This is a genomic window from Caballeronia sp. 11_S32 (assembly GCF_056930355.1).
This window is the reverse complement of the sequence record NZ_JBXOWH010000005.1, coordinates 888,647-912,641: the sequence shown is the minus strand read 5'-3', so window position 1 is coordinate 912,641 and position 23,995 is coordinate 888,647. Positions and strand designations below refer to the sequence as shown.

The window sequence follows — 23,995 nt, the reverse complement described above, 5'->3', positions numbered from 1 at the left end:
GATATCCGGATCGAAACGATGTAATGGCGCGGCCTCGAAAGGGGCTGCGCCATTTTTTTTGTCCCATGGCTGCTTCTCGAATTGAAGTGATTGCATAGCGAACGATCGCCTCCATAGACCGATATTTCGATCTTGTAATGAGACTGTCGTCTCACTAGAATGAATCGGCAAGCATGACGAACGCGATTCGCGCAAGGAGGCAATCATGACGCTGACCCCTGTGGAGATGGATCGGAAGATCGACGAGCATTTCGGCTTCGAGCGACGCGACGATGTCGAAGGCGTTCTCGCCACGCTGACAGACGATGTGGAGCACGATGTCGTCGGCTGGCCCGCAGGCCCGGCGCACGGGCGCGAGCACGCACGTCCGTTCTATGAAGCGTTGTTCGCGGATTTGTCGGAAAGCCGGGTCGAGTGTCTGCGCCGTCTTTATGGCGATAGCTTCGTCATCGACGAATCGATGTGGCGCGGCAAGGCGCCGGGCAGGCCGTTCGGGCTCGAAGGCCGTGGACGTCCGCTGGAATTTCGCATGCTGCATGTGGTCGAGTTCAGCGAGAGCGGGCAGATCCGGCGCGAGAACGTGTGGGTCGATCTTGCGGCGATCATCGGGCAATTGCCGCAGGCTTGACCATGGCCGATTCAGTAACGAGAGCGCGCGGGAATCAGAAGCAGCGCACGCGAAAGGATCTGCTGCAGGCCGCTTCGCGGCTCATGAAGCAGGGGCGGAAGCCCGGTCTCGAAGAAGTGGCTGCCGAAGCGATGGTGTCGCGCGCGACGGCGTATCGCCACTTTCCGAGCATCGATGCGCTCTTGATGGAAGCATCGCTCGATGTCGATACGCCGGATGCGCGCAAGCTCTTTTCCGCGCGCGCATCGGATGATCCGGCCGCTCGTTTGCTGCGTGTCGACGCCGCGCTTCACGACATGATTCTCGCCAACGAGGCGCCGCTACGGATGATGCTCGCGCATTCTCTGGAACGCGCGGCGAAGGGTGAATCGGGAGACGAAGTGCCGCTGCGCCAGAACCGGCGCACGCCGCTGATCGAAGCGGCGCTCGAACCGGCGCGCGATCAGTTCAGGCCCGCCACGCTGGAGACGCTGACTCAGGCGCTCGCGCTCGTCATCGGCACGGAGGCGATGGTCGTCTGCAAGGACGTGCTGCAGATCGACGATGCACGCGCGCGCAAGGTAAAGCGTTGGGCGATTCGGGCGCTGGTGGATGCGGCGCGGCGAAGCGGAATGGACGAAACAGGTATGGGATAATCTGAAAATTCGCGCCGCCTCGACTCAAGAGGTCGCCGACATCGGCGCGCAAGGCCCGTTATCCCTCGTGGCCCGCTTCCATCCCGCGATACTTCAACAGCAACCACGATGCCCACTTACCGTTCCAAAACTTCCACCGCCGGCCGCAACATGGCGGGGGCGCGCTCGCTCTGGCGCGCCACCGGCATGAAAGACGAAGACTTCTCGAAGCCGATCATCGCCGTCGTCAATTCGTTCACCCAGTTCGTGCCGGGTCACGTCCACCTGAAAGACCTCGGCCAACTGGTCGCGCGCGAGATCGAGGCCGCCGGCGGCGTGGCGAAGGAGTTCAACACGATCGCGGTCGATGACGGCATCGCGATGGGTCACGACGGCATGCTGTACTCGCTGCCGAGCCGCGAGATCATTGCGGATTCGGTCGAATACATGGTCAACGCGCACTGCGCCGACGCCATGGTCTGCATCTCGAACTGCGACAAGATCACCCCCGGCATGCTGATGGCCGCGATGCGCCTGAACATCCCCGTGATCTTCGTCTCCGGCGGCCCGATGGAAGCGGGCAAGACGCGTCTCGCGAATCCGAAGACCAAGGCCATCGAGCTGAAGAAGCTCGATCTCGTCGATGCCATGGTGATCGCCGCCGACCAGTCGTACTCCGACGCCGATGTCGCCGAAGTCGAACGCTCCGCATGCCCGACATGCGGCTCGTGCTCGGGCATGTTCACGGCCAACTCGATGAACTGCCTCACCGAAGCGCTCGGTCTTTCGCTGCCGGGCAACGGCACCGTGGTCGCGACGCACGCGGACCGCGAACAGCTCTTCAAGCGCGCGGGCCGCGGCATCGTCGAGCTGGCGCGCCGTTATTACGAGCAGGAAGAGGCGCGCGTGCTGCCGCGTTCGGTCGGATTCAAGGCCTTCGAAAACGCGATGACGCTCGATATCGCGATGGGCGGCTCGACCAACACGATCCTGCACCTGCTCGCGATCGCGCGCGAAGCCGAGATCGACTTCACGATGGCGGACATCGACCGCCTCTCGCGCACCGTGCCGCAATTGTGCAAGGTCGCGCCGAACACGAACAAGTATCACATCGAGGACGTGCATCGCGCGGGCGGCATCATGGCGATCCTCGGCGAGCTGGATCGCGCGGGCAAGCTGCATACCGACGTGCCGACCGTGCACGCGCCGACCCTGAAGGACGCGCTCGCGCAGTGGGGCGTCAAGCTCACCGACGACGAAGCGGTCAGGACCTTCTACATGGCCGGCCCGGCGGGCGTGCCGACGCAAGTTGCGTTCAGCCAGAACACGCGCTGGCCGAGTCTCGACACGGATCGCGCCGAAGGCTGCATCCGCTCCTACGAGCATGCGTTCTCGAAGGAAGGCGGCCTCGCGGTGCTCACGGGCAATATCGCGCTGGATGGCTGCGTCGTGAAGACGGCTGGCGTCGATGAAAGCATTCTCGTGTTCGAAGGCACGGCGCACGTCACCGAGTCGCAGGATGAAGCGGTCGAGAACATCCTCAACGACAAGGTCAAGGCGGGCGATGTCGTGATCGTTCGATACGAAGGCCCGAAGGGCGGTCCCGGCATGCAGGAAATGCTTTACCCGACGAGCTATATCAAGTCGAAAGGCCTGGGCAAGACATGCGCGCTGCTGACCGATGGACGCTTTTCGGGCGGTACGTCGGGCCTGTCGATCGGTCACTGCTCGCCCGAAGCGGCGGCGGGTGGCGCGATCGGTCTCGTGCGCGACGGCGACAAGATCCGCATCGACATTCCGAATCGCACGATCGACGTGCTGCTGTCCGACGAGGAACTCGCGCGCCGTCGCGAAGAGCAGAACGCAAAGGGCTGGAAGCCCGCGAAGCAGCGTCCGCGCAAGGTGTCGGCGGCGCTGAAGGCGTATGCGAAGCTTGTGATGTCGGCGGACAAGGGCGCGGTGCGCGACCTGTCGTTGCTGGACGATTAAGTCCGCGTCAGCCGCAAATAGAAAAAGCCGCTCTCCGGAGCGGCTTTTTTCGTTCTATATAGCGATCAATCGCCCAGCAGATTCGGCAACTCCAGCAACGTGCGATGCGCGCCGCCGTCCTCGACCGCGCCCGCGAACGTCGACTTCACGGCGGACGCGATAGCATCGACCGCGCCGGTGTCGCCGGCCATCGTCACGTAATAGCCGAGGTCCTTGAGCGCGTTGGACATGTGAAAAGGCATGCCCGTCGGATCGCCATCCACGAGCGATGGACGCAGCCGTTCCAGCGCCGCGCCGCCGCCACCGCCTTTCGCGAGCACGTCGACGAAAGTCTGCGCATCGACGCCCGCGCGCTTCGCGCAGGCCGCCGCTTCGGAGATCAGCGCGATCGTTCCCAGCGACACGAAGTTGTGCAGCAGCTTCATGCTATGCCCCGCGCCGAGACCGCCCACGAGCGTGACGTTCTCGGCGTACGTGCGCAACAGCGGCTCGATGCGCGCGAACAGTTCGGCTGAAGCGCCGACCAGCAGATTCAGACGTCCTTCGTGCGCTTCCTTCGCGGTGCGCGTCATCGGCGCATCGACGAAGAGGCCGCCCGCTTCCTTGACGAGCCCGGCCATGCGCACCGTCGATGCGGGCACGGCCGTCGAGCAGTCGATGACGATCGTTCCTGGCCGCAATCCCGCGAGCACGCCATCGGGCGCGGTCAAAACGGCCTCGACTTCGGGCGAGCCCGTCACGCACAGAATGACGATGTCCGACTCGCGCGCGAGCGCTTCGCCGTTCGCGACGGTCTTCACGCCGCCCGCGCGCAGTTCGTCGAGCGGCTGATTGCCGGGATGCTCGACCACCGTCAGCGGATAGCCGTGCTTCATCACGTTGCGCGCAATGCCATGCCCCATCAGGCCGATACCGATCATGCCGATTCGCTGCTTCATGCTGTGTCTCTTCGTGTTGTCGGGTTCAGTTAAAAAAGGCTCAACGGTTCACGAGGCGCCTGGGCAGCAGCATCGTCAGGACGATGCCGAGCACGAGACAGCCGACCATCGAGAGGATCGGCAGCGTCATGCCGCCGGAGGCCTGCTTCAGGAAGCCGACCGCATACGGGCCGAAGAAGCCGCCGAGATTGCCGAACGCGCTGATCCATGCAATGCCGACCGCCGCCGCGGCCTGCCCGAGCACGGCCGTGGGCATGCTCCAGAAGAGCGGCGGAAACGACAGCAGGCCCGCATTCGCGATGCACAGCGCGAACATGCCGAGCCACAGATTGTCATGCCAGAGCACGGAGAGCGACAAGCCCACCGCGCCCATCAGCAACAGCGCCGCGACGTGCATGCGCCGCTCGCCGCGCTTGTCCGCGCTGCGGCCGAACATCACCATCACGACGACCGCGACCGCGTTGGGCAATGCCGCGAGCGCGCCGATCGCGAAGTCGCCGCTGATGCCCATCGACTTGATCATCGTCGGGGCCCAGAACGTGTAGCCGTAGATGGCGAACACGTCGAGAAAATAGATCAGGCAGAACGCCCACACGAGCCCGCTCGAGAGCAGGCCCTTGTGATTCGATTCGGCCGTCACCGCGCGATCGTCGGCCAGCACGCGTGCGAGGAACGCGCGATCGGCCTCGCTGTAACGCGGGCTTTGCGTGACGTCGTCGTCGAGTCCTTTCCACGTGTAGACGGCCGCGAGAAACGCGGGCAATGCTTCCACGATGAAGATCCACTTCCAGCCGGGCAACTGCATCAGGCCGTCGAAGTACTGCATGATGAAGCCCGTCAACGGCGAGCCGATGAGGCCCGCGAGCGCGAGCGCCGCATAGAACATGCTGAGGATGCGTGCGCGCCGGTCGCGCGGAAACGACCGCCCGATATAGAAGACGATCGCCGGAATGAAGCCCGCCTCCGCGACGCCGAGCAGGCAGCGCATCACGTAGAACTGCATCGGCGTGGAGACGAAGGCCGTCAAACCCGACACGATGCCCCACGACAGAATGATGCGCGTGATCCATCTGCGCGCGCCGACGCGTTGCAGGATCATGTTGCTCGGCACTTCGAAAATCACGTAGCCGAGAAAGAAGATGCCCGCGCCGAAGCCGAACACCGCATCGGAGAAGCCGAGCTGTTGCGCCATCTGCAGCTTGGCGAAGCTCACGTTCACGCGATCGATGTAGGACGTGATGTACGCGAACATCAGGATTGGCAGGATGTGCAGCGCAAGGCGGCGGAAGATCCGGTCCGCCGTGGCCGCGTCGTGTGCCGGGGCGGACGATGCCGCGCCTCCGGCCATGCTGGTCGCATCGATTTCCACGTCTGTCTCCATGTCTGTTTTTTGAGCCCCGTCCTGCGTCAGCCGGATTCGTGGAACGGCGGACGCGGCGGGACAGATGAAATGTAGCGGCTGCTGAGCGCGGGAGATATGCGAAATGCGTGAAGCGGGCTTTCGAATACTTCGAACACGCGCTTCGCGGCGCGGCGCGCGCACCGACTAGGGTTTTCCTGTATCCGGCCACGACGCAGCGAGACGAAGCCAATGCCATACTGCGCGGCATGATCTCTCACGGAGCACCGGGTTTTGTTCGATCTCACGTCGCTGGCTCTCTTTCTGCGCGCAGTCGAAATGGGCAGCCTGTCCAAGGCGGCGCAGCAATCTCATATGTCGCTGTCGACGGCGAGCCGGCGCATCGCGCTGCTCGAACATCACTTTCGCGTGGGGCTTTTGAACCGGACATCCGCGGGCGTCGAGCCCACGCCCGCGGGCGAAGCGCTCGCGCGCCACGCCACCGAACTGCTGCTCAAGACCGACGCGATCTATAGCGAGCTCTCCGATTACACGAAAGGCTCGGTCGGCCGCGTGCGCGTGTTCGCCAATATCTCCGCGATCAGCCAGGACTTGCCGGACCATCTGCGCGCGTTCTCGCAGCGGTATCGGGACATCAAGCTGCATATCAGCGAACTGCGCAGCATGGACATTCTTCAGGCGTTGCGCGAGGGGCGCGCGGATGTCGGCGTGGTGACGTCGCAGTCCGGCATGGAAGGCATTCGCCTCGCGCCGTATTGCACGGACCGCATCAGCGTCGTCGTGCCGGAGGACCATGTGCTGCAGGGCGAGCAGATCGACTTCGCGGCGCTGCTCGAACACGATATCGTCGGCCTCGACGATAAAGCCGAGGTCACGCGCATGCTCGTCAAGGAAGCCGCGCTCGCGGGCCGCACGATCCGCTTTCGCGTGCAGGTGCAAAGCTTCGAGGGCATGTGCCGGCTGATCGCGGCGGGGCAGGGCATCGGCGTGCTGCCGGAGGGCGCGGTGCGGCTCTTTCGCGAGCCGATGCATCTGCGCTTCATCCGCCTGACGAATCCGTGGGCCGAGCGCGTGATGTCGGTGGGAATTCGCGTCGGCGCGGCGCCTCTGCCCGCGCGCAAGCTCTTCGACTACCTGAGCGGCCTCGCGCCCGCATCGCTCGTCGCGCCGGGCGGCGAACGCTCGCACGGCTGAGCCCTTGCGGATATTCGAAGACTCCCGTTCCCGGATTCGCACTTCCTTCGCGCGAAGGCGTCCGCTAGATTTCCCCTCTGAATAGTCCGATGCCCGGGCGCACGCGCGTTCCGAATGGCGAAAGAGACGAAGGAGACAAGCAAGCCACGCCGCGCATACGCTGCGCGCTATGCCTCCTCTCGCGCTTTCGCGGGGCATTCCCGTGTCGAACTCAAGGAGGCATAGCGCAATGGCAACAACGCATCACATCGCCGTCATTCCGGGCGACGGCATCGGCAAGGAAGTCATGGTCGAAGGCTTGCGCGTGCTGAAGGCCGCCGCCACGCGCTACGACATCGCGCTCGACTTCGACGAATTCGCGTCGTGGTGCACGGAGCATTACGTGCAGCACGGCACGATGATGCCCGCCGACTGGGATAAACAGATCGGCCGGCACGATGCGATCTTCTTCGGCGCGGTCGGCACGCCCGACGTCGTGCCGGATCACACGGCCGTGTGGGAATCGATCATCAAGATTCGCCGCGAGTTCGATCAATACGTGAACCTGCGCCCGGTGCGGCTGATGCCCGGCGTGCCTTCGCCGCTCGCGAACCGCAAGCCCGGCGATATCGACTTTCTGGTCGTGCGCGAGAACACCGAGGGCGAGTATTCATCGGTCGGCGGACGCATGTTCGAAGGGACCGAGCGCGAGTTCGCGACGCAGCAGTCGGTGTTCACGCGCACGGGCGTCGACCGCATTCTCGACTTCGCGTTCCAGCTCGCGCAAAGCCGCCCGAAGAAGCAGCTCACCGCCGCGACCAAGTCGAACGGCATCTCGATCACGATGCCCTACTGGGACGAACGGCTCGCCGAAGCGGCGAAGCGCTATCCGGAAATCGCGACGAACAAGTTCCACATCGACATTCTGTGCGCGCATTTCGTGCAGCATCCGGACCGTTTCGATGTGGTCGTCGCATCCAATCTCTTCGGCGACATTCTTTCGGACCTCGGGCCGGCCTGCACGGGCACCATCGGCATCGCGCCTTCGGCGAACCTGAATCCCGAGCGGCGCTTTCCGTCGCTCTTCGAGCCGGTGCACGGCTCGGCGCCGGATATCGCGGGCAAGGGCATCGCGAATCCGATCGGGCAGATCTGGTCGGCGGCGCTGATGCTCCAGCATCTCGGCCGTGGCGAAGCGCGCTACGAAGCGGCGGCGAAGACGATCGTCTCGGCCATCGAAACCGTTCTCGACAGCGGCCCGCGCACGCCGGACATGGGCGGCACGGCGAACACCATCGAAGTTGGCACGGCGATCGCCGAAGCCGTCACGGAACACGCACTGATCACGGAGTAAGCATGGAATATCGTCACTTCATCGGCAACGCCTGGAAAGCGGGCGATAACGGCGAATCGCTCGATGTCATCGATCCGAGCACGGGCGAGCCGTTCGCGGCGATCGCGCGCGGCACGGCCGCCGATATCGACGCGGCCGTCGCCGCCGCGCGCCACGCGATGGGCGAGGCGCTCGACGGCCCGTGGGCGAAGCTCTCGCCGGTCGAGCGCTCGAATCTGCTGTTTGCCTATGCGAAGGCCGTGCTCGAAAACGCCGACGAGCTCGCGCAACTCGAAGCACGCGACACCGGCAAGGCGCTCAAGACCGCGCGCACCGATGCCGCCGTGCTCGCGCGCTACCTGCAGTACTACGCGGGCTGCGTCGACAAGCTGCACGGCGAGACGCTGCCCTATACGACCGGCTTCACGGTGCTGACGGTGCGCGAGCCGATCGGCGTGACGGGGCACATCATTCCGTGGAATTACCCGATGCAGATTTATGGCCGCAGCGTCGGCGCGTCGCTCGCGGCGGGCAACGCGTGCGTCGTGAAGCCCGCGGAGGACGCGAGCCTGTCGATCCTGCGTCTCGCTGAAATCGCGGCGGACATCGGCTTTCCGGCGGGCGCGATCAATGTCGTCACCGGTCTCGGCAGCGAGGCGGGGGCGGCGCTTTCCGCGAACGAAGGTATCGGCCATATCTCGTTCACCGGATCGACGGCGACGGGCGCGCTGGTCGCACGCACGGCGGCGGAGCGTCATTGCCCGAGCGTGCTCGAACTCGGCGGCAAGTCGCCGCAACTCGTGTTCGACGACGCCGATCTCGACGAAGCGCTGCCCGTCATCCTCAACGCCATCATCCAGAACGCCGGACAGACGTGTTCGGCGGGCAGCCGCCTGCTGGTTCAGCGCGGCATCTACGAGACGGTGATCGAGCGTCTGTCGCAACGCTTCGAGGCGCTTCGCACCGGTCCTTCGTCGATGGATCTCGACATGGGCCCGCTCGTCAACAAGAAGCAGCAGGCACGCGTGCGCGCCATGGTCGAAGAGGCGGAAGCGCAAGGCATTCGCGTCGCGGCGCGCGGCAAGATCGCGGTCGAGGCATCGCGCAACGGGTACTTCCAGGAAGCCGTGCTGTTCCGCGACGTGCCGCCGCAAAGCAGCCTCGCACAGGAAGAAGTCTTCGGCCCGGTGCTCGCGGTGATGCCCTTCGATGACGAAGCCGAAGCGGTGAAGCTCGCCAACGGCACGAACTATGGTCTCGTCGCGGGCGTGTGGACGCGCGACGGTTCGCGCGGTTTGCGTCTCGCGCGCAAGCTGCAGGCCGGTCAGGTCTTCGTGAACAACTACGGCGCGGGCGGCGGCGTCGAGCTGCCGTTCGGCGGCGTGAAGGCGAGCGGCCACGGACGCGAGAAAGGCTTCGAGGCGCTGTACGGCTTCACGAGCCTGAAGACCATCGCGATCAGGCACGGCTGAGCGCCACGCGGTCTCACATCATGGCGACTCTCAACATCATCGGCGCGGGGCGTGTGGGCGCGACGCTCGGCAATCTGATCGTCGCGAATCGCGTGCTCGATATCGGCGATGTATGCGACAGCGATATCGCGCACGCGCGTGAAGCGGCCGATTTCATCGGCGCGGGCCGCGCGCTCGACGATATCGCCGCGATGCGCCCCGCCGATATCTGGCTGCTCTCGGTGCCCGACATGCGGATCGCGGACGTGGCGCAAGCGCTCGCGGAACATCGCAAGGGCGACGCGCCATCGGTCGCGGTGCATTGCAGCGGCGCGCTCGATACCGACACGCTCGAGCCCTTGCGCGCGATCGGCTGGAGCGTCGCGAGCGCGCATCCCATGCTGAGCTTCGCGAATCCCGGCACCGCCGTGTTCCAGTTCGAAGGCACGCCCTGCGGGCTCGAAGGCGACAGCGCCGCGCGTGCCGCATGGAGCGCGATTCTCGCGGCAATCGGCGCGCGCTGCTTCGATATCGAGCCGGGCAGCAAGGCGCTTTATCACGCGGCGGCGGTCGTCGCGTCGAACTTCCTGCCGATACTCGCGGCGATGTCGGTGGAGATGTGGCAGGCGGCGGGCATACCGCAGCCGCTCATCGAAGACATGATGCATACGCTCGCGCGTAATGCGGCCGCCAATGTGGTCGCGCTCGGGCCGAAGGATGCGTTGACCGGTCCCGCCGCGCGTGGCGATCGCGCGGTGGTCGAAGCGCAGGCGAAGGCCATCGGCGAGTGGGACGCGGTTTCGCGCGATGCCTACGACGCGCTATCGACGCTCGCCACGCGTCTCGCGCTCACCGGCAAAGTCCGCGAGGCATGACGCTCACGCTCGACAACGCGCTCTCGATTGCCGATCTGCGCGAGCTCGCGCGCCGCACGCTGCCGCGCTTCGTGTTCGAGTTCATCGACGGCGGCGCGGAAGACGAGATCACGCTCGCGGCGAATCGCACGGCATTCGAGCGCGTCGCACTCGTGCCGCGCGTGCTCAACGATGTCTCCACGCCTGATCTGTCGACGCCGCTGTTGGGCACGCGCAGCAGCGCGCCCCTGCTGATCGCGCCGATGGGCTCGTGCACGTTCGCGCGTCCCGGCGCGGATCTGTCGATCGCCAAAGCCGCGGCGGCGCGCGGCATTCCGTACGTGCAATCGACGATGTCCACGACTTCGCTCGAAACCATCGCGCGCCATGTCGACGGCCGTTTGTGGTTCCAGCTCTATACGCTGAAGGATCGCGACTTCACGCGCAGGCTGATCGATCGCGTGCGCGGCGCGGACTTCGAGGCGCTCGTCGTCACCGTCGATCTCGCGGCCGGCGGCAAGCGCGAGCGCGATCTGCGCAACGGCATTGCGATTCCTTTGAAGCCGCGCGCATCGCATATGCTCGATGCGCTGCGTCATCCCGGCTGGGCGATGCGCTATGCGCGCAACGGCTCGCCGCAGTTCGAGAACGTGCGCGATCTCGATCCGGGCGATGGCGCGGGGCTCACCATCGCGCACAAGGTGGGCAAGATGCTCGATGCCGCGTTTTCCTTCGACGATCTCGCGCGGCTTCGCGATCAATGGGGCCGGCGCATCGTCGTGAAGGGCGTGCAGCATCCGGCGGATGCGGCGCGGCTCGCCTCGCTCGGCATCGACGCGATCTGGGTCTCCAACCACGGCGGCCGCCAGCTCGACGGCGCGCAGTCGAGTCTCGAATCGCTGCATGCCGTGCATCGCGCGCTCGGCACGGGCACGGAACTCATCATCGATTCGGGCGTGCGGCGCGGCGTCGATATCGTCAAGGCGGTGGCGCTCGGCGCGCAGGCGGCGGCGATTGCGCGGCCTGCGCTGTTCGGCGCGGCTGTCGGCGGCGACGAAGGCGCGTTGCGCGCGCTCGATATCTTGCTCGACGAGGCGCAACGCGCGATGGTGCTATGCGGTACGCCGAACGTCGATGCAATCCGCGCAGGCGATATGATCGCCGCGCCCTGGCCGCGCGCTCAGGACTGAAAGTCCGTCGACGCCGACAACGTCTTCCAGCTTTCGGTTTCCGCCGCGACATACGCGTTCTTCTCCGCGATTGCCTTCAGCGTGTCGGTGCCGAGCGGCAGGCGCAGCGGCGGCGTTTCTGCATCGGCGAGCGCGACGAGCGCGGTCGCGAGCTTGTCGGGATCGCCCGGCTGATTGTGATTCATGGTGACAGCAAAGCGCCGCACGTTGCCCGAGGTCGCATCGTAATCGTCGATGATCTCCTTGCCGACCACGAGCGACGACGCATCCAGAAAGTCCGTGCGGAAATAGCCCGGCTCCACGACGGTCGCATGAATGCCGAGCGGTTTCAGCTCGGCATGCAGCGCCTCGGTGATACCTTCGACGGCGAATTTCGTCGAGCTATAGACGCCGAAGCCCGCCGCCGCGCGATACCCTCCGACCGACGACATGTTCACGACATGCCCGCTGCGCTGCCTGCGCATCGTCGGCAGCACGGCGCGCGTCACGTTGAGCAGCCCGAAGACGTTGGTGTCGTACATGCGGCGCACGTCGGCGTCGCTGGACTCTTCGACGGCGGCGAGCAGACCGAAGCCCGCGTTGTTGACCAGCACGTCGATGCGGCCGAACTTGGCGACGGCGGCTTCGACGGCCGCTTTGGCCTGGGCTTCGCTCGTGACGTCGAGCGCGACCGGCAGCAGCGCGGGCGATTCGCCGAGACGCTCGACGATCGCCGAGACATTGCGGCCCGCGGCGACGACCGCGTTGCCGTCGTCGAGCGCCGCGCGGGCGATCAGCGCGCCGAGGCCGCGCGATGCGCCGGTAATGAACCAGACGCGCTTGAATTGCTGTTGGCTGACGTTGCTCATGATGTGCTCCGTTCGTTTCGGTGGTGAAGGTGAAACGAAGCATAGGCCGCCCGATTCGCACGAACTAGCCGTCGAACGCTAGACTAATAATCAACTAATATTTGCTAATCGAGGCGTTCATGAACGAGGTACGCGCGATTTCGATCTTCGTGCGCGCCGCCACGCTCGGCAATCTGCGGCGTGCGGCCATTGATCAGGGGATTTCGCCGCAAGCCGCGAGTCACGCAGTCATGCAACTCGAAAAGTCGCTCGGCGTGCGCCTTTTTCATCGCACGACGCGCAAGCTGTCCCTGACCGAGGAAGGCCAGCGGCTTTTGCAAAACGTCGAGCCGGCGCTCGCGATGCTTTCGTCGGCAATGGCGGATGCGCGCAGCGCGAAGGAGCACATCGCCGGGCCTTTGCGTGTCAGCGCGCCGAAAGCGCTCGGGCGCGCGCTGTGGCCTTCGGTGCTCGAATTCGCCGCGCTGTATCCCGATGTCCAGCTCGACGTGCGCTTCGACGACCATTTCACCGATCTCGTGGCGGAGCGCGCCGATGTCGGATTGCGTGGCGGATCGCCGCCCGCCGGCGGCGCGATCGCGCGGCGCCTCGTGCCGATTCAGCTGATCGTGTGCGCGTCGCCCGCGTATATCGGGCGGCACGGCACGCCGCGAACCGTCGAGGATCTTTCCTCGCACCGTTGCACCGGCTACCGGCGCGCGAACACCGGCAAGCAGGCGCCGTGGGAATTCATGATCGGCGATGAAATCGTGTATCGCGAGATCGGGGCGACGCTCTGCGCGAACGATATCGACGCGGAAGTGGACGCGGTGCTCGCCGGCCTCGCGATCGGTCAGCTGGGAAGCTTCTCGGCGGTCACGCATATCCGCGAGGGACGGCTCGTGCCGCTGCTCACGCGGCATATGACGCAACGCGAATCGATCTATATCTACTACCGGCATCGGACCGAGCAGCCGCTTCGCGTGCGAACGTTCATCGACTTCATGGTCGCAAAGCTCGCGGATAACGGTGACTTTTTCCTGTCCGCTTCCGAATTGCGCGCGCTGGCGAAGTGAAGGGCGAATGGCGCGCGGATCGTTTGAACCGGCTTGGTTCTCCTGACGATTCAAAACTATCCCTTGGATGTGGCGCATCGACGACTAGAATTCATCGTGCCTCTATGACGTTCAAGTCACCCTGGAGCCACGCAATGAAAACGATCAATGCGCTCAAGCTCGCAGCCGCCGCGTCGGCGGTTGTGTTTTCCGTCAACGTGTGGCCGCAGAGCAGCGATGCGGCGGCCACGGCCGGCGCCAGCGCGCCGTCGGCGAGCACCGGAAGCTCGAAATCAGCCGCCCGCAAGGCCAACCGGGCGCTCAGCAAGCAAGTGTCCCAGGCGCTGCAGAAGGGCGGCGTCGACACGAGGGGCATGAACGTGATCGCCAAGAACGGCGCCATCACGCTCGCCGGGCGCGCCGCCGACGCATCGCAGATCGACAAGGCCGCCTCGATCGCGAAGGGCGTGAGCGGCGTCACATCCGTCAAGAATTCACTGACGATTCAGGAAGGCGGGCAGTAACGCACACGCCGCCACGCGGCGACAGTGCGTGCTCGCGCACGCGGCGGGAGCACGCCATGAGTTCGTTCGTCGACGTTCACGATCCGGAACGGCAACGTCTGCCGTTTCGCGAATCGCTGCTCGCGATGCTCGGCATCGTCTTCGTCACGATGCTGGTCGCGCTCGACCAGACGATCGTGGGCACGGCGATGCCGCGCATCGTCGCGGAGCTGAAGGGCTTCGAACTGTACGCATGGGTCGCGACTTCGTACATGCTCGCATCGGTCATCACGATTCCGATCTTCGGGCGGCTGGGCGACCTGTATGGGCGCAAGCCGTTTCTGCTCGCCGCCGTCGCGTTATTCACATCGGCTTCTGTATTGTGCGGGCTCGCGAACAGCATGCTGTTTCTCGTGATCGCACGCGGTTTGCAGGGCATCGGCGGCGGCATTCTGCTCGGCACGGTGTTCGCGACCGTCGCCGATCTCTTTCCCGATCCGAAACTACGCCTGCGCTGGCTCGTGCTCGTCACGTCGACATTCGGCGTGGCCAACGTGATCGGCCCGACGCTCGGCGGCATGCTCACGCAGATGCGCGGCTGGCGGCTCGTGTTCTTCGTCAACGTGCCTATCGGCATCGTGTCGCTGATGTTCGTGCAGATGTTCGTGCCGAACCTGCATCGCCTGAAAGGGCGCGAGCGGATTCAACTCGACTGGCTCGGCGCGTGTGTCGTCGCGGTGACGCTGGGCGCGCTGCAACTGTTGATCGAGGTGCTGCCGAAGGAAGGCTTGAGCGGCACGACGATCGTGCTCTCGCTGATCACGATCGTGTTCGGCGCGACGCTGTACTTCTGGGAAAAGCGCATGGGCTATCCCGTCGTGCCCATCGACGTGCTGCTCGACCGCAGGCTCGCCGCGCTGTTTGCGATTTCGGTGCTGGGCGGCTTCGCGCTCTTCTCGATGGCGTTCTACATTCCGCTGCTGTTTCAGGGCGGCTATGGCATGTCGCCGCACGATTCGGGCATGCTGATCACGCCGCTCCTGCTCGGCACGTCGGTCGGCAGCATGCTCAACAACCGCATCGTCACGCGCATCCGGCGCGCGAACGTGCTGCTGTATGCCGGCTTCGCGCTCTCCGCGGCCGGCTGTCTCGCGCTCGTATCGCTGAAAGGCCACGAGCCGCATGCCGTCTGGATGGCGTGCATGGGCGCGAGCGGACTGGGCCTCGGGCTCGTCGCGACGAATCTCACGATCTGCTCGCAGCAGATCGTCGCGCGCGATCAACTCGGTGCGGTCACGGCGTTGCTGCAATCGTTGCGCATATTCGGCGGCATGCTGGGCACCGCGATCACGGGCGCGCTGCTCGGGCATCTCTATGCGCGAAGCGTGCACCGTCCGCTCGATTCGTATCAGGCCACGCAATGGCTCAAATCGTTCGCGAGCCCGGATCTGCTGATCGATCGTGCGGAACAGTCAGCGTTGATCGAGCGCCTCGTCGCGGCCGGCCAGCCGGGCGACGCGATGATGCATTCGGCGCGCATGGCGCTCGTCGACTCGATTCATATCGGGCTCGTGGTCGCCGCGCTGGCGGCGTTCGTCGGCTTGTGTCTCGCGTGGTTCGTGCCGGCGGTGCGGGTGGTGTATGGCGATGCGAACCAGCAACGCGCTTGATGCCGCAACGCCGGTCGAACGTGCCCGGGGGTCAGCGCGTCAGCACGTCAGCGCTTGCCGCGATTTGCGCCGCCGAGCGCTTTGACGATCACCTTGGTGGGTGAACTGGTGGCGAGCCGCGAGACATCCGAGACGTGGACCCAGCGGCATCGGGAGATTTCATTGCTCGCGCGCGGCTTCGCGCTCTTTGGCACATCGCAGAAGAAGACGTGGTGATGCTTCTGCCTTCCGCGATGGTGAAACAGAAACTTCGCCGACTTGCCCGAGAGACGCGTTTCTTCCTTGAGCTCGCGCAGCGCGGCATCCGGCAGATGTTCGCCGCGCTTGAGCATGCCGCCGGGCAGCGCCCATTTGGTGCGGCGTCGTGCGACCAGCAGGATGTGGTTGCCTCGCCGGCAGATGACAGTGGCGCGTTTCCTCACGCTGGCTCCGAATATCGTCTTGTTTCTCTCGACGTGCGGTGCGCATCCCGCAAGCGGGTCCTAGTGTACCCAACAGTCATTTCGTTGTGGAGCGGGCAATAAAGGCGGCATTTCCCGTATTGCGTATCACCGAAAACCTGTTCCGTTGCTTCGTTGCGCCGATAAGGCAGGAGGGCGCGGGCAGGTACGCATGTTGCGTGGCGAGTGCATTCGAGAACAGGGAACGATCATGGCTTCGGATGACGGAACGCGCAACGCGCACGCGACGAATGAAACAGCGCAATCGAGATTCGGCGAGCTGGCGTCGCCGCTCATCGAAGAGGCGACGAAGCATGCCGCTGCACTGAACGGGAGCACGAACCCCGAAGTGCTGCACAAGCTGCGTGTCGCGCTGCGCCGGCTTCGAACCTTGTTCTGGGCCTATCGGCCCTTGCTGGACGACGATTTCGACACGCGGCAGCGCGCGTTGTTCAAATACCTCGCGACATCGGCGGGCAGCGCGCGCGACTGGGACATTCTGCTCGAACTGCTGAACGAACTCGATGTGAAAGGGCTCGACGAATCATTGAAGGCGCGTCGCGCGGACGTGCTTGCGTCGAGCATCGAAACCATCGCGAATGCGGACGTGAAACACGTGTTGCTCACAGGGCTGAAGGAGGCCAATCACGATCTCAACACGGGACCTCGCCGCGTGCCTGTCGATCGGTTCGCGAAGAAGCGGATCGGCGCGGCGCGCAGACAACTGAAAAAGCGCATCAGGAAAGCGCTGCGCGCGAAGCAGTCGAACTATGCGGCCTATCACGAAGTGCGCAAGGCCGGAAAGAAAGTGCGTTACCTGCTGGAGCTCTTCGAGCCGGATATCGCGCCGGGCATGCGCGAAAAAGTGAAGCGCCTGAAGCGTTTGCAAAAGCGCTTCGGCGCATTGAACGATGTGGTGGCGAGCCGCAATCTGCTGACGTCATCGGCAGACGCGTTGCCCGGTGGTGTCGACGCGAAACCTGCGCTGAGCGCGCTGAAGGCGGAGCAGAAGGAGCGCTTCAAGGCTGCGAGAAAGGCGATTAGTTGATATCGGCGTCGATCGCGCATCGCTCGAAACGGTGTCACACTTGCCGCATCAAATGATGGCTCACTTCATGGAGCAGCATCATGGCGCGCAACGAATATGTCGTCTTCAAAGGCAAGTTGAGTCTCGGCGTTCCCTTTCTCGGAGGTTACAAGGGCGATCCGCACTATGTGATCGTCTGCGAAGACGCGCAAGGCAAGCCGTTCAATATTGTCACCAACGTGAAGTCGGATAGCTCGCTGACGGGACCGGCGGGTTATCTCGTGCTGTACCTGTGGGACTCATACTTCGATCATCCGATGATCGCCGATCTCGGCAAGCTCGCCGCGGGCGTTGCCACATCGAACTTCCCGAAACTCGACTATGTGCACGACAAGCGCCTGCTCGACCTGAGCGCGATGCGTCCGATCCCGCTCGACACGAAGGACGAGCAGAACGATATCAACGCGCTTCTCAACGAGATGCTGCAGCTCGACATGTCGGAAGACGGCGTCGACTACGTCTATAAGACGCCCGGCTACAGCGACGATCGTCTGGGATGGAAGCCCGCGAAAGACGTGACCGTCTACGGCTTCGGCTTCCTGTTCGAGCCGGAAAAGAACGGCTTGCACGAGACGCACATGAACCAGGGGAACCCGAAGCCGGGCAAGGGCAGCCATGTGAAGGACCACTCGAACGAGAACGGCGTGTTTCAGGACGGCGCGGTGATGGTCGAAGTCGACGGCAAGTTCCAGGCGCTTTTCGTCGCGTTTCAGACCCAGCTCGTGCCGACCGATAATCGGGGCCGGCCGATACCGGGGCAGTCGCATCCCATTCTGGAAGGGAAGATATGAGTTCGTACCCCGCGCTGATTAGCTAACGTCAATGCATTCGTTGGGCAGACGCATCGCGCGTACTAGCATGAATCGCTCGCACGCTTTTTCACGGGATCATTCATGCGATACAAGGGATACGATGTCGAGCCCTCCGCGCGGGCCTTGCCGAGCGGCCTCTTTGCCGCGAACCTGACCATCGGGCGAGACGCGTCTCCCCACGGCGCGTCCTTCACGTTCGATGCGCTCGATTACTTTTTCGAAGCCGATCACGCGATTGCGTATGCGTGGCGCTGGGCGCGGCTGTGGATCGATCAGCACGGCAAACGGGCAGGGTAGCGCGCGCGAAGGCGCCGAACGCATCACTGCGCGCGATGGGGACTTTGTGTCGATCAGCGCGTTGACAGGCACAATACGATGAATCCGCCATCCGGACCGGCCCTGAGAGGCCGCCGGCCCCCGCTCATTCATCGTCGTCATGAACCACGCTCATCCTTCGCAGAATTCCCCGCGTTTCCTGCTGTTTCTGGTTTGCCTGTTCGCCTCGGCGGGGCAGCTCGCCATCGACATCTACGTGCCCGCGCTGCCCGCGATGGCGCGTTACTTCGCGACATCGCCGCAGGCGATCCAGTCGAGCGTCTCCTGTTACATGGCGGCGTATGCGATCGGGCAACTCGTGTTCGGCCCCGTCGCCGATGCCTACGGACGCAAAAAAGTGCTGGCGTTCGGGCTGGTCGTCTTTACGCTCGGCTGCCTGCTCTCGCTCGCCGCGACGAGCCTCGAGACCTTCCTCCTCGCGCGCGCCCTGCAGGGCTTCGGCATCGCGGCGACGAACCTGCTCGCGAAGGCCATCATCACCGATTCGTTCAAGGGCCAGGCGCTGATGCACGCGTTCACCTACATGTCGATCGCGTGGGGGCTCGCGCCGATCGTCGCGCCCGTGATCGGCGCGCATTTGCAGGAATGGTTCGGCTGGAAGGCGTGCCTCGTGTTCCTGCTGATCTATTCCATCGTGATGTGGACGCTCGTGTGGCGCTATCGCGAGACCTTGAAGCAGCCCGTGCATCTCGCGCCGCGCACGCTCCTGACGAACGCGGGCAAGGTGCTGTCGAGCCCGGTGTTCCAGAGCTGTTTTCTTGCGCAGGGTTTGTGCTACAGCATTCTGCTCGTGTTCAACATCGTGGGCCCGTTCATGGTGCAGAACACGCTGCACAAGCCGCCGACGTATTTCGGCTATCTCGCGCTCGCCATCGGCATGATGTATTTCCTGGGCGGCCTGTCGAACCGCGTGCATGGCGTGCGTCTGCCGAGCGCCGAGCAGCGTTTGCGCATCGGCGCGCGCGTGATGGCGGGCGCGTCGGTCGTGATGTTGCTGCTCTCGCTGACGATCGGCCTCACCGTATGGACGCTCGCCGCGCCCGTGCTCGTGATGGGCTTCTGCGCCGGCGCCATGTACCCGACGCTGATGGCGAAGGGCAACTCGCTCTTTCCGCATATCGCGGGCCTCACGGCGGCCATTCTCGGCTGCGCTCTCCTGCTCGTATCGTCGGTGATGATGGGTCTCGCGGGCTTCGTTTCGGTGCAGATCCTGACGCCGCTCGCGGCGTTCTTCGTGATTCTCGCGTTCACCGTCGTTACGATGGTGACGCTGCTGTTGCGGCATCTGGAGCGATCGCAGGATGGGCGCCCGGTGCGAGGGGGCGTCGACGCGGCTTGATGCTTCACGGTGGTGCGTCCTGCAATGCATTGCAGAAAAGCTTGTTTGACCAGGCGTTTTTGAGCGCCTAGATTCGAGCTGTTCACGCATCGAGGAGGCGAGCCATGCCGCACTTCCTGAACCAGTACTTGCAGGCGCTCTCGGCTCCGGCGGGGCGCGTGCGCAAGCACTTCACTAAAGAAGCGGCGGCGCACGAGGCGCCTGCCGCGAACGAGACCACGCGCGCGGAGCAGCTCGAACATATCTCCGTCTATGCCCGCGCGGGCTATTTCAACATGGGCTATACCGTCGACGCGTTCCAGTTGCCCGGCGAGTCGCCGCTGCACTGACACGCGAAAGCAGCAAGCGCATCGTTTCCGCCAGCGAAGCGATCTGCCTTAGCGAAAGCGTGGGAATCCAAATGACGCGCGCTGCGCATAGCATCTGCAAAAGCGTTCGTTTGAAGCGAGGACATGCGACCGTACCATCGGATGCTCCATTCCCGTTGCGCCGAGACTTTCATGACAGATCGCCCCGCTCCTACCGACATCGCCATTCATCCGCTGATCGCCGGGCGCTGGAGCCCGCGTGCTTATGCCGATCGCGCCGTCGCGCACGCGCAGGTGGTCGCGTTGCTCGAAGCGGCGCGCTGGGCGCCCTCGGCGTACAACGCGCAGCCGTGGCGCTTCGTCGTGTTCGAGAAGACCGTTGATCAGGCGGCGTTCGAACGCGCCTTCGCGTGGCTCGTGCCGTTCAATCAGTCATGGAATGTGAACGCGCAAGTGCTGATCGCCGTACTTGCCGATACCCTCGATGCCAAAGGCGAGCCGAATGCCAATGCCGCTTATGACGCGGGCGCCGCCGCTATGGCGCTGCTGCTCCAGGCTCATGCGCAAGGCCTCGCCGCGCACGCGATGAGCGGCTTCGATGCGCCCGGCCTCAAGCACGCATTCGAGATTCCGGAGCGATTCGCGGCGCTTTCCATGATCTCCGTCGCGCATCACGGCGATGCACGCGCGTTGCCTTCCACACTGGCCGAGCGTGAGCGCGCGCCGCGCGCGAGATTGGCGCTGGATGAGATCGCGCAATTTGGAGGATGGAGCCAGGCGCACTGAGCTGCCACTTCAGCACGACCGTACACCGCCTGTCCCGAACGCCTGTGGTATAAGCACCGCATGCACGCGCCCCTCTGCGGCGCGCAACGAACGTGACAGGAGCATGCAGTGAGAAGGACCGCCGAAAACAAGTTGAAGGTGGTCGCGGTACGGGTCGATCCACAATTCGAGCAACGGCTGCGACTATTGGCAGAAACGACGGGACGCAAGCAATCGTTCTTTCTTCAGCAGATGATCGAGAACGGCATCGCCGCCATGGAAGAGACGTGGTTGCCGCCGGACGTGCTCGAGCAGGTGAAGAACGGCACATTGCCGGCCCTGCAGCAGGATCGGGTCGCGACGGCGGATCTTTTCGGCGAATCGCCGGGCGATCATCCGGACCAGGTTTCGTAACGCAGTCGCGCAAGGAAGATGCGAGTGCAACCTGTTCGCCCGGAAGCGATCGAGTCCCGCTTCGCCGGCCCTGACGCGGCATGTGACGACCGCACGCTCGCGCGCATCGTATTCGGTGCGGCGAGCAGCGGGCCGCGCATCGAAAGCGGCGTGCCCACGTTGCAACTGAAAATGTGCGACGACGCGCGCGACGGTTTCGCCGAAATCTGGAGAAGCGCCGGACCCGTGCGCAGCGGGACCTTCAACGATCTCGTCTTTGCCCACGATAGCGAGTTCCTGTTTTGCGCGGGTTTCATCGCGTCTTCCGGCCGATACACCGAAGCCACGCGCGAGACCTATGCGGACGCGTTCGCGCTGGTGCGACAACTCGGCTTCCCGAAGATCTTCCGCATGTGGAACTTCATTCCCCACATCAACGGCGAGAATGGGGAAGGGCTCGAGGTCTATCGCGATTTCTGCCGCGGACGCGCGATTGCGTTCGAGCAGGATCATGCCGCGGCAGCGGGCATGCCGGCGGCGACGGGCATCGGCACCTGGGGCGATGGCGTCGGCTTCTATTTTCTGGCGTGCCGCGAGAGCACGGTCAGGCATATCGAGAACTCGCGTCAGACGCCCGCGTATGAATATCCGCAGCGTTACGGTCCGAAGCCGCCGAGCTTCGCGCGCGGCACGCAATTGCACGACACGCTGTTCGTTTCCGGCACCGCCAGCATCATCGGACACGAGACGATGCACGAAGGCGATCTCCACAAGCAGTGGGATGTCGCGATCGCCAATATCGCGCATCTTATCGGCGCGGAGAATCTCGCGGCGCAGGACGTGAACGGCGGCTATATGCTTCGCGATCTCGACCGGATCAAGGTTTATTACCGGCATGCGACGGACCTGCCCGCCGTGACGAAGCTCGCGCGCGCCGCGTTTCATCCGGAGGCGAGCATCCGCTTTCTGAAGGTCGATATCTGCCGCGCCGATCTGCTCGTGGAAATCGAAGGGATCGCGTCATATCGGCATCGGTCAGACTGAGGCCGACTGCCTGAGCGTCTTCACGAGCAGGCTGTGCAGACTGTCGACCGCCTTCGAGCCGCGCGAGTCGCGGCTGCGATAGACCGCGACTTCCATCGGTTCGAGCGGGCCGAGGCCTTCGTCGCTGCCCAGGATCCGCAAGTCGCCGGGCGCGCTGCATTGCGTCAGCGCCGCGACGGCCAGGCCGCTTTCGACCGCCGCAATCTGCCCCGCGAGGCTGGAGCTGTTGTAGACCACCTTATAGCGGCGTCCCTGCTGCGCGAGCGAATGGATCGCGCTGCGCCGCGCGAGGCTCGTGCTCTCGTACACGGCGATCGGCAGCGGATCGCGCCGCCATAGCTCGAACTGCGTCGCGCCGACCCAGACCATCGGCTCATGAAAAAGCAGCGTGCCGCGCCGGCCATGATCGCGCGACACGAGCGCGATATCCAGTTCGCCATTCGCGACGCGCGGAATGAGCGATGTCGACTGCTCGCAGATCAGCTCGATCTCCACGCCGCTGTGTCTCGGCGCAAAACGCCTGAGCACGGGCGTCAGATATTTGGCCGCGTAGTCGTCGGGGACGCCGAGCCGCACGCGGCCGGTGAGCTGCTCGCCCTGGAGCGCGACCTGCGCTTCGGCATGCAGATCGAGGATGCGGCGCGCGTAGCCGAGCAGCGTCTGCCCGTCGTGAGTCAGTTCGAGCGTGCGCGAGCCGCGCTCGATGAGCCGCAGCCCCAGCGCGCTTTCGAGCTTCTTCAACTGCATGCTCACCGCCGACTGCGAGCGATGCACTTCCGTCGCGGCGCTCGACAGCGAACCCGCGTCGACCACGGCGACGAAGCACTTGAGCCAGTCCATCTGCAGATCGTGCTGTTTCATCGGTTTAGTTCAGGCAAGCGCTTTCGAAAATCGAATGAGTGATGTTCGAATTATGCGCTTTTCGTTCGGGCCGTCACGCAACACACTGAGGGCATGAATACGAACCAGGCATCTCATCAGGCGGCGTCGAGCTTCGACGCTACGCGCAACGAAACGCGCCGCGCGGCGGGCGGGTGGCCATTTGTTCTCGGCTGCGCGCTGCTCGGCACGATAGGCGTGTTTCTGCACGAAGCGAAAGCCGATCCGTTGACCGCGACGTGGTTTCGCTGCGCGTTCGGTCTGCTCGGCTTGACGGTCTGGGTGCTGCTGCGCGGGCACATTCGCGCTCTGCGCCTGACCCGCGCCACGGGCCCGTGGATACTCACAGCCGCTTCGTTGATGGTGCTGAGCTGGTCGTTGTTCTTCAGCGCGGTCGAGCGGACCTCGGCGGGCGTCGCCATCGTGCTGTTCCATGTTCAGCCGATGTGGGTGCTGGTCCTCGCATCGTTGTGGCTCAAAGAGGCGATCGGCAGGCAGCGCGTCGCGTCGGTGGCGGTCGCCATGATCGGTCTCGCGCTGGCGACCGGAATCGTCGAGCACTCGGTGAACGGCACGCTTCAGCCCGGCTACTGGGCCGGAGTCGCCGCGTGTATCGCGGGCTCGTTCTGCATGGCGTGCGTGACGCTCATCGCGAAGCGTCTGCATGCAATGCAGCCGGGCGTCCTCGCGTGGTGGCAGTGCGCGATCGGCACGCTCGTCCTGTGGGTATGGCCGATGCAGCAAGGCTGGCCCGCGTGGGGGATATCGTGGGCGTGGCTCGCCGGGCTCGGGCTGATCCACACGGGTCTCGCGTACACGCTCATGTACATCGGCATGGCGCGGCTCGAAACCGGGCGCATCGCCGTGTTGCAGTTCGTCTATCCGGCTGTGGCTATCGTCATCGACTGGCTTTGCTTCGATCAGCACCTGAGCGGCGTGCAGCTTGCGGGCATCGCGTTGATGTCGGTCGCTATCTGGTTCGCGGAGCGGGGGCGGCGGTCGTGACA

The 23,995-nt window shown here is 64.5% G+C and carries 25 protein-coding genes; 20 read left to right on the top strand and 5 right to left on the bottom strand.

All coding sequences use genetic code 11. The features are described from left to right. Window positions 1-205 precede the first annotated feature (205 nt). From AC1Z32_RS38715 to ilvD, 3 genes are all read left to right on the top strand, one after another. On the top strand, window positions 206-628 hold the full coding sequence (locus AC1Z32_RS38715) for a nuclear transport factor 2 family protein (RefSeq protein WP_483484132.1): 423 nt from the start codon (window positions 206-208) through the stop codon (window positions 626-628). 2 nt (window positions 629-630) lie between these two features. Continuing rightward, window positions 631-1,263 carry a TetR/AcrR family transcriptional regulator gene (locus AC1Z32_RS38710; protein ID WP_483484131.1) on the top strand — a complete coding sequence of 211 codons (633 nt, stop codon included), beginning with the start codon at window positions 631-633 and terminating at the stop codon, window positions 1,261-1,263. A 108-nt stretch (window positions 1,264-1,371) separates the two neighbouring features. Continuing rightward, a complete protein-coding gene (gene ilvD / locus AC1Z32_RS38705; protein WP_483484130.1) occupies window positions 1,372-3,231 on the top strand; it encodes a dihydroxy-acid dehydratase in 1,860 nt (619 codons plus the stop codon). A gap of 65 nt (window positions 3,232-3,296) precedes the next feature. Here the strand turns inward: ilvD and AC1Z32_RS38700 are convergent, their stop codons facing one another. Both AC1Z32_RS38700 and AC1Z32_RS38695 read right to left on the bottom strand, forming a co-directional pair. After that, window positions 3,297-4,169 carry an NAD(P)-dependent oxidoreductase gene (locus AC1Z32_RS38700; RefSeq protein WP_483484129.1) on the bottom strand — a complete coding sequence of 291 codons (873 nt, stop codon included), beginning with the start codon at window positions 4,167-4,169 and terminating at the stop codon, window positions 3,297-3,299. A gap of 40 nt (window positions 4,170-4,209) precedes the next feature. Then, entirely contained in the window at window positions 4,210-5,538 is a 1,329-nt protein-coding gene (locus AC1Z32_RS38695) for an MFS transporter (RefSeq protein ID WP_483484128.1), read from the bottom strand. Between the two features lie 264 nt (window positions 5,539-5,802). Between AC1Z32_RS38695 and AC1Z32_RS38690 the strand changes: the two genes are divergently transcribed. The 5 genes from AC1Z32_RS38690 (at window position 5,803) to AC1Z32_RS38670 (ending at window position 11,530) form a co-directional block, all read left to right on the top strand. Next, window positions 5,803-6,723, top strand: coding sequence for a LysR family transcriptional regulator (locus AC1Z32_RS38690; protein ID WP_483484127.1), 921 nt, complete (start codon window positions 5,803-5,805; stop codon window positions 6,721-6,723). A 229-nt stretch (window positions 6,724-6,952) separates the two neighbouring features. Next, the gene (locus AC1Z32_RS38685; RefSeq protein WP_483484126.1) at window positions 6,953-8,056 is read left to right on the top strand and encodes a tartrate dehydrogenase; all 1,104 of its coding nucleotides are present in this window, start codon (window positions 6,953-6,955) and stop codon (window positions 8,054-8,056) included. Between the two features lie 2 nt (window positions 8,057-8,058). Continuing rightward, window positions 8,059-9,507: an aldehyde dehydrogenase family protein gene (locus AC1Z32_RS38680; protein ID WP_483484125.1), complete on the top strand. Its 1,449-nt coding sequence runs from the start codon at window positions 8,059-8,061 to the stop codon at window positions 9,505-9,507. Between the two features lie 20 nt (window positions 9,508-9,527). Beyond that, window positions 9,528-10,361, top strand: coding sequence for a Rossmann-like and DUF2520 domain-containing protein (locus tag AC1Z32_RS38675; RefSeq protein ID WP_483484124.1), 834 nt, complete (start codon window positions 9,528-9,530; stop codon window positions 10,359-10,361). Then, window positions 10,358-11,530, top strand: a complete 1,173-nt coding sequence (locus tag AC1Z32_RS38670) for an alpha-hydroxy acid oxidase (RefSeq protein WP_483484123.1) — start codon at window positions 10,358-10,360, stop codon at window positions 11,528-11,530. Before AC1Z32_RS38675 ends, AC1Z32_RS38670 begins: the two co-directional genes overlap by 4 nt. On the opposite strand, the gene AC1Z32_RS38665 is transcribed toward AC1Z32_RS38670, so the two are convergent. Then, a complete protein-coding gene (locus AC1Z32_RS38665; RefSeq protein ID WP_483484122.1) occupies window positions 11,521-12,378 on the bottom strand; it encodes an oxidoreductase in 858 nt (285 codons plus the stop codon). The genes AC1Z32_RS38670 and AC1Z32_RS38665 overlap by 10 nt on opposite strands. A gap of 119 nt (window positions 12,379-12,497) precedes the next feature. On the opposite strand from AC1Z32_RS38665, the gene AC1Z32_RS38660 reads away from it, so the two are divergent. The 3 genes from AC1Z32_RS38660 to AC1Z32_RS38650 all read left to right on the top strand — a co-directional run bounded on the left by AC1Z32_RS38660 (window position 12,498) and on the right by AC1Z32_RS38650 (window position 15,585). Then, a complete protein-coding gene (locus AC1Z32_RS38660; RefSeq protein WP_483484121.1) occupies window positions 12,498-13,433 on the top strand; it encodes a LysR family transcriptional regulator in 936 nt (311 codons plus the stop codon). Between the two features lie 134 nt (window positions 13,434-13,567). Continuing rightward, on the top strand, window positions 13,568-13,936 hold the full coding sequence (locus tag AC1Z32_RS38655) for a BON domain-containing protein (protein WP_483484120.1): 369 nt from the start codon (window positions 13,568-13,570) through the stop codon (window positions 13,934-13,936). A 56-nt stretch (window positions 13,937-13,992) separates the two neighbouring features. After that, window positions 13,993-15,585 carry an MFS transporter gene (locus AC1Z32_RS38650; RefSeq protein WP_483484119.1) on the top strand — a complete coding sequence of 531 codons (1,593 nt, stop codon included), beginning with the start codon at window positions 13,993-13,995 and terminating at the stop codon, window positions 15,583-15,585. Window positions 15,586-15,632: 47 nt separating this feature from the next. On the opposite strand, the gene AC1Z32_RS38645 is transcribed toward AC1Z32_RS38650, so the two are convergent. Then, window positions 15,633-16,007 carry an NUDIX hydrolase gene (locus AC1Z32_RS38645; RefSeq protein WP_483484118.1) on the bottom strand — a complete coding sequence of 125 codons (375 nt, stop codon included), beginning with the start codon at window positions 16,005-16,007 and terminating at the stop codon, window positions 15,633-15,635. Window positions 16,008-16,236: 229 nt separating this feature from the next. Here AC1Z32_RS38645 and AC1Z32_RS38640 point away from each other — a divergent pair, with 229 nt between their 5' ends. From AC1Z32_RS38640 to AC1Z32_RS38605, 8 genes are all read left to right on the top strand, one after another. After that, window positions 16,237-17,073, top strand: coding sequence for a CHAD domain-containing protein (locus AC1Z32_RS38640; protein WP_483484117.1), 837 nt, complete (start codon window positions 16,237-16,239; stop codon window positions 17,071-17,073). Between the two features lie 80 nt (window positions 17,074-17,153). After that, the gene (locus AC1Z32_RS38635; protein ID WP_483484116.1) at window positions 17,154-17,903 is read left to right on the top strand and encodes a DUF2278 family protein; all 750 of its coding nucleotides are present in this window, start codon (window positions 17,154-17,156) and stop codon (window positions 17,901-17,903) included. A 102-nt stretch (window positions 17,904-18,005) separates the two neighbouring features. After that, window positions 18,006-18,221, top strand: a complete 216-nt coding sequence (locus tag AC1Z32_RS38630; RefSeq protein ID WP_483484115.1) for a hypothetical protein — start codon at window positions 18,006-18,008, stop codon at window positions 18,219-18,221. 139 nt (window positions 18,222-18,360) lie between these two features. Further along, window positions 18,361-19,599 carry a multidrug effflux MFS transporter gene (locus tag AC1Z32_RS38625; RefSeq protein WP_483484114.1) on the top strand — a complete coding sequence of 413 codons (1,239 nt, stop codon included), beginning with the start codon at window positions 18,361-18,363 and terminating at the stop codon, window positions 19,597-19,599. A 104-nt stretch (window positions 19,600-19,703) separates the two neighbouring features. Continuing rightward, window positions 19,704-19,928, top strand: a complete 225-nt coding sequence (locus AC1Z32_RS38620) for a hypothetical protein (protein ID WP_483484113.1) — start codon at window positions 19,704-19,706, stop codon at window positions 19,926-19,928. 171 nt (window positions 19,929-20,099) lie between these two features. Further along, window positions 20,100-20,693, top strand: coding sequence for a nitroreductase family protein (locus AC1Z32_RS38615; protein WP_483484112.1), 594 nt, complete (start codon window positions 20,100-20,102; stop codon window positions 20,691-20,693). A 108-nt stretch (window positions 20,694-20,801) separates the two neighbouring features. Next, window positions 20,802-21,086: a hypothetical protein gene (locus AC1Z32_RS38610; protein ID WP_483484111.1), complete on the top strand. Its 285-nt coding sequence runs from the start codon at window positions 20,802-20,804 to the stop codon at window positions 21,084-21,086. Window positions 21,087-21,110: 24 nt separating this feature from the next. After that, window positions 21,111-22,109, top strand: coding sequence for an FkbO/Hyg5 family chorismatase (locus AC1Z32_RS38605; RefSeq protein ID WP_483484110.1), 999 nt, complete (start codon window positions 21,111-21,113; stop codon window positions 22,107-22,109). Here the strand turns inward: AC1Z32_RS38605 and AC1Z32_RS38600 are convergent. After that, window positions 22,101-22,970, bottom strand: a complete 870-nt coding sequence (locus AC1Z32_RS38600; protein ID WP_483484109.1) for a LysR family transcriptional regulator — start codon at window positions 22,968-22,970, stop codon at window positions 22,101-22,103. The two genes, AC1Z32_RS38605 and AC1Z32_RS38600, sit on opposite strands and share 9 nt — an antisense overlap. A 93-nt stretch (window positions 22,971-23,063) precedes the next feature. On the opposite strand from AC1Z32_RS38600, the gene AC1Z32_RS38595 reads away from it, so the two are divergent. Then, a complete protein-coding gene (locus AC1Z32_RS38595; RefSeq protein WP_483484108.1) occupies window positions 23,064-23,993 on the top strand; it encodes a DMT family transporter in 930 nt (309 codons plus the stop codon). Window positions 23,994-23,995: the final 2 nt, after the last annotated feature.

What these genes read in the sequence shown, in the direction of transcription:
- AC1Z32_RS38715 (WP_483484132.1), top strand. Translation starts at nt 206, where the DNA reads ATGACGCTGACCCCTGTGGAGATGGATCGGAAGATCGACGAGCATTTC.
- AC1Z32_RS38710 (WP_483484131.1), top strand. Translation starts at nt 631, where the DNA reads ATGGCCGATTCAGTAACGAGAGCGCGCGGGAATCAGAAGCAGCGCACG.
- ilvD (WP_483484130.1), top strand. Translation starts at nt 1,372, where the DNA reads ATGCCCACTTACCGTTCCAAAACTTCCACCGCCGGCCGCAACATGGCG.
- AC1Z32_RS38700 (WP_483484129.1), bottom strand. Translation starts at nt 4,169, where the DNA reads ATGAAGCAGCGAATCGGCATGATCGGTATCGGCCTGATGGGGCATGGC.
- AC1Z32_RS38685 (WP_483484126.1), top strand. Translation starts at nt 6,953, where the DNA reads ATGGCAACAACGCATCACATCGCCGTCATTCCGGGCGACGGCATCGGC.
- AC1Z32_RS38680 (WP_483484125.1), top strand. Translation starts at nt 8,059, where the DNA reads ATGGAATATCGTCACTTCATCGGCAACGCCTGGAAAGCGGGCGATAAC.
- AC1Z32_RS38675 (WP_483484124.1), top strand. Translation starts at nt 9,528, where the DNA reads ATGGCGACTCTCAACATCATCGGCGCGGGGCGTGTGGGCGCGACGCTC.
- AC1Z32_RS38670 (WP_483484123.1), top strand. Translation starts at nt 10,358, where the DNA reads ATGACGCTCACGCTCGACAACGCGCTCTCGATTGCCGATCTGCGCGAG.
- AC1Z32_RS38665 (WP_483484122.1), bottom strand. Translation starts at nt 12,378, where the DNA reads ATGAGCAACGTCAGCCAACAGCAATTCAAGCGCGTCTGGTTCATTACC.
- AC1Z32_RS38660 (WP_483484121.1), top strand. Translation starts at nt 12,498, where the DNA reads ATGAACGAGGTACGCGCGATTTCGATCTTCGTGCGCGCCGCCACGCTC.
- AC1Z32_RS38655 (WP_483484120.1), top strand. Translation starts at nt 13,568, where the DNA reads ATGAAAACGATCAATGCGCTCAAGCTCGCAGCCGCCGCGTCGGCGGTT.
- AC1Z32_RS38650 (WP_483484119.1), top strand. Translation starts at nt 13,993, where the DNA reads ATGAGTTCGTTCGTCGACGTTCACGATCCGGAACGGCAACGTCTGCCG.
- AC1Z32_RS38640 (WP_483484117.1), top strand. Translation starts at nt 16,237, where the DNA reads ATGGCTTCGGATGACGGAACGCGCAACGCGCACGCGACGAATGAAACA.
- AC1Z32_RS38635 (WP_483484116.1), top strand. Translation starts at nt 17,154, where the DNA reads ATGGCGCGCAACGAATATGTCGTCTTCAAAGGCAAGTTGAGTCTCGGC.
- AC1Z32_RS38630 (WP_483484115.1), top strand. Translation starts at nt 18,006, where the DNA reads ATGCGATACAAGGGATACGATGTCGAGCCCTCCGCGCGGGCCTTGCCG.
- AC1Z32_RS38625 (WP_483484114.1), top strand. Translation starts at nt 18,361, where the DNA reads ATGAACCACGCTCATCCTTCGCAGAATTCCCCGCGTTTCCTGCTGTTT.
- AC1Z32_RS38620 (WP_483484113.1), top strand. Translation starts at nt 19,704, where the DNA reads ATGCCGCACTTCCTGAACCAGTACTTGCAGGCGCTCTCGGCTCCGGCG.
- AC1Z32_RS38615 (WP_483484112.1), top strand. Translation starts at nt 20,100, where the DNA reads ATGACAGATCGCCCCGCTCCTACCGACATCGCCATTCATCCGCTGATC.
- AC1Z32_RS38600 (WP_483484109.1), bottom strand. Translation starts at nt 22,970, where the DNA reads ATGAAACAGCACGATCTGCAGATGGACTGGCTCAAGTGCTTCGTCGCC.
- AC1Z32_RS38595 (WP_483484108.1), top strand. Translation starts at nt 23,064, where the DNA reads ATGAATACGAACCAGGCATCTCATCAGGCGGCGTCGAGCTTCGACGCT.